General features: G+C 69.6%; 5 protein-coding genes. 1 reads left to right on the top strand and 4 read right to left on the bottom strand.

All coding sequences use genetic code 11. The annotated features are described in order from the left end of the window. Positions 1–115: 115 nt before the first annotated feature. Positions 116–481, bottom strand: a complete 366-nt coding sequence (locus ACWIF2_RS40320; RefSeq protein WP_454366637.1) for a DUF3618 domain-containing protein — start codon at positions 479–481, stop codon at positions 116–118. Continuing rightward, entirely contained in the window at positions 478–897 is a 420-nt protein-coding gene (locus ACWIF2_RS40315; protein WP_454366635.1) for a phage holin family protein, read from the bottom strand. The genes ACWIF2_RS40320 and ACWIF2_RS40315 overlap by 4 nt, the downstream gene beginning before the upstream one ends. Positions 898–1116: 219 nt before the next feature. Here ACWIF2_RS40315 and dapA point away from each other — a divergent pair, with 219 nt between their 5' ends. Continuing rightward, entirely contained in the window at positions 1117–1974 is an 858-nt protein-coding gene (dapA, locus tag ACWIF2_RS40310; protein WP_454366633.1) for a 4-hydroxy-tetrahydrodipicolinate synthase, read from the top strand. A 13-nt stretch (positions 1975–1987) separates the two neighbouring features. Here dapA and ACWIF2_RS40305 read toward each other — a convergent pair whose 3' ends face one another. Beyond that, positions 1988–2218, bottom strand: a complete 231-nt coding sequence (locus ACWIF2_RS40305) for a hypothetical protein (protein ID WP_454366641.1) — start codon at positions 2216–2218, stop codon at positions 1988–1990. Positions 2219–2384: 166 nt separating this feature from the next. Continuing rightward, positions 2385–3218: an SDR family oxidoreductase gene (locus ACWIF2_RS40300; RefSeq protein WP_454366639.1), complete on the bottom strand. Its 834-nt coding sequence runs from the start codon at positions 3216–3218 to the stop codon at positions 2385–2387. Positions 3219–3341: the final 123 nt, after the last annotated feature.

Here is a 3341-nt window from a genome sequence, read left to right as displayed (position 1 = left end):
GCGACGTTCCGAGGACGGACACCCCCCGGCGCGGCCCCGACCCACCACCCGGCGACTGGGCGCTACGCGCACCCCCACCAAAGCCCCGCAGGCCGCCGCAGGCACCGCCCGCCCCTCACCAATGCCCGTAATGCCTCCGCCGCAACACCCCGACAGCCACCACGGCCCCCGCAGCCGCCCCCACCACCAGCACCGGCCGCGGATGCCGCAACCCGGCCTGAACAGCGTTCCGCACCGGCCGAGGCCCCACATGCGTCGCCCTGTCCTGCACCGTGTGCCCAGCCTCCACCGCACTGCTGCGCAACTGCACCGTCATCGCCCCGGCCTTGTCCCGGAGATCAGCCGCCCGCGCCCGCGCACGCCCCTTCACATCCGCCTTCCCCGCCAATTCCTCCACCGTATTGCCGAGTTCACTACGAGTCCGCTCGATCTGCCGCCGCAGCTCATCGGGCCCCTTGGCCCCACCCGTCGCTTCCGTCATCGATGCGCCCTTTCCCTGATCTCCTCCACGTCCGCCTTCACGCTGCCAAGGGCCTCCTCAGGCGTCGGCGGCGTGGCCCGACGCAGCTGCCCCCGCCCGATCACACCCAGCACGGCCGCGATGACGAACAGCACCCCGGTCACGATGAGCGCCGCGGCCCACACGGACAGCACCAGTGAGAGGGCGGCGACCCCCGTACCCGCCAGCGCGAGGAACCCGGCATAGGCGACCGCACCCGCCGCACCGAGCAGCCCACCGCCCCGCCCCGCACGCCGCCCCTTCTCGGCCAGCTCCTCCTTGGCGAGAGCCACTTCCTGCCGCACGAGCAGAGAGAGCTGCTCCGCGGCCTGTCCGACGAGCTCGCCCACGGAGTGGTGCTCGTCGTGCACGACTCGATGTTCCATGGTCCCGGTCACAGTGTTCCGCCTCCTCTCGAAGTAGGAACCCCCGAGTACCCGAACCACCCTCACACAACCTCGAAGTAAATCTAACCAACACCTGGTAGCAAATTTAAGTGGAGCTACGTAATCAAGCCGCCGACACTACTGCCCATGACGACGATGCCAATGCCTATGCCGATGACGACGCCGACGACGACCACGTCGGCGACACCAATCGGCCGCACCCTCTGCGCCATGATCACCCCGCTCACCGAGACCGGAACCCTGGACCTCGACGGCGCCCAGCACCTCGCCACCCACCTGATCACAAACGGCTGCGACGGCCTCGTGCTCTCCGGCACGACAGGCGAATCCCCGACCACCACGGACGCCGAGAAGTCAGCCCTGATCGCCGCCGTCCGCGAGGCCGTGACCGACCGGGCATCGATCGTCGCGGGCATCGGCACCGCCGACACAAGGCACACCGCCGACCTGGCCCGGGAGGCCGAAAAGGCAGGCGCGGACGGCCTGTTGGTGATCCCGCCGTACTACAGCAGACCCCCGCAGGACGCGATCGAGGCCCACTTCCGCGAGATCGCGGACGCCACGGAACTCCCGCTCATGGTCTACGACATCCCGATCCGCACCGGCACCCGCGTCGAACCAGAGACGATCCTCCGCCTCGCCGAACACCCCCGGATCGTCGCCGTCAAGGACTGCTCGTACGACTTCCTGGGCGCCCAGAAGGTTCTGGCCCGCACGGACCTGGCGTACTACGCGGGCTGCGACGAGCACAATCTCGCGCTGTACGCCGTAGGCGGCACGGGCTACGTCAGCACGGTCGCGAACGTGATCCCGGGTCACCTACGAGCGGTCCTGGACGCGTTCGACACGGGCGACACCGCACAGGCGGCCCGCCTCCAGCAGCGAGCCACCCCCCTCATCGAGGCGATCATGTCGGCAGGCCTGCCGGGCACCGTCACCACGAAGGCACTCCTCACCGCCCTGAACCTCCCCGCAGGCCCGGTCCGAGCCCCCCTACGCCCCGCCGACCGCGGCACGACCGACGAACTGCTGTCGCTCCACAGGGCCCTGACCGAGACCACCCCCTGACGACCCGACCGGCTCAGTTCCAGGCGTACCCGTCACCGAACAGCAGCGTGTGCTCCAGCACGTCCTCGGCCGGGTCGTCGACCTGGCCGGTGCTGACGTTGACCAGACCGAACCGGTGGCCGTTGTGCGAGTTCGTATTGGTCTCGTCGGCGTGCGCGGCCCCCGCCGAGAGCGAGCACACCGCCAATACCGCGACCGCCCCGGCCAGACAACGCGCCACACCCCACTCGCGCTCGGCCCTCATGCCCCGGTCGCTCCCCATGCCCCGGTCATTCCTCATGCCCCGGTCGTTCCTCATGCCCGGTCCTCGTTTCATAGGTTCGGCGTCAGATCGGACCCTGCGTCCACCCGTTCATCTGCCTGGCCCGTCACGAGGTCACGCCCGATAATCCGTACGCACATGACCCGGTTCAGCGAAAGGCGGCAGCGTTCTCAGCCGCCCACTGCCGGAACGATCTGGCCGCGAAACCGGTGACCTGCGCAACCGTGTCGCGCACCGTCAGCAACTCGTCGTTGACGTCCCCGCCCATGAGATCAAGCACCGCCTTCGCGGTCTCGCCCCCCATGAAGGAAGCCAGCTGCCGATGTGCCTCCTCCGGGCTGATCTCGACGAGGGTCACCGCCCGCTCCAGAGCCGCCGCGACGGCCGCGACCTGCTGCCGGACGGTGACGCGTTCCGGCCCGGTCAGCGCGTACGTCCGCCCTCGATGCCCCGGCTCGGTCAGCGCCGCACGAGCGACCGCCGCGATGTCCGCGGGGTGCACGGCGGGAAGTCCGATGTCCGCATACGGCGCCCGGACCACGCCCTCCTCACGGATCGACTGCGCCCACAACAGGGTGTTCGAGGCGAACTGCGTCGGCCGCAGCACCGTCCAGGCCATGCCGCTCCCCTTGAGCAACCGCTCGACGGCCAGGTTCGCGCCGGCCGCGGCCAGGTGCGGATGCGTCTGCACGGTGATCGACGACACGAGCACCACATGCTCCACACCCGCCTGCCGGGCAGCCGCGAGAACCTCCTCCTCAGCCCCCGTCCCCGACAACAGGAAGAGCGAACGCACCCCCTCCAGCGCGCCCTTCAGGGAATCCGCCCGGGCGAGATCGCCCTCGACGACTTCGACCCCCTCAGGAAAGGCTGCCCGTCCCACATCCCGCGTCAGACCCCGCACAGCCGCGGCGCCCCCCAGGCTCAACTCCCCCAGCAGAGCCCTTCCAATGTTGCCGGTCGCACCGGTCACAAGAATCATGCCGCCCGCTCCTGCCCCCAGATATCGATCACTTGCCGGCAGGCTAGAACCTCGACTTTGCTTGAGGTCAAGGCGGCGAAACGACAGCGGACACACGAGCGACCTCCCGGTCGTCCTCGGACC

This window comes from Streptomyces sp. NPDC055506 (assembly GCF_053643595.1).
The sequence above is the reverse complement of the archived record's forward strand: the minus strand, read 5'-3'. Positions and strand labels throughout refer to the sequence as shown.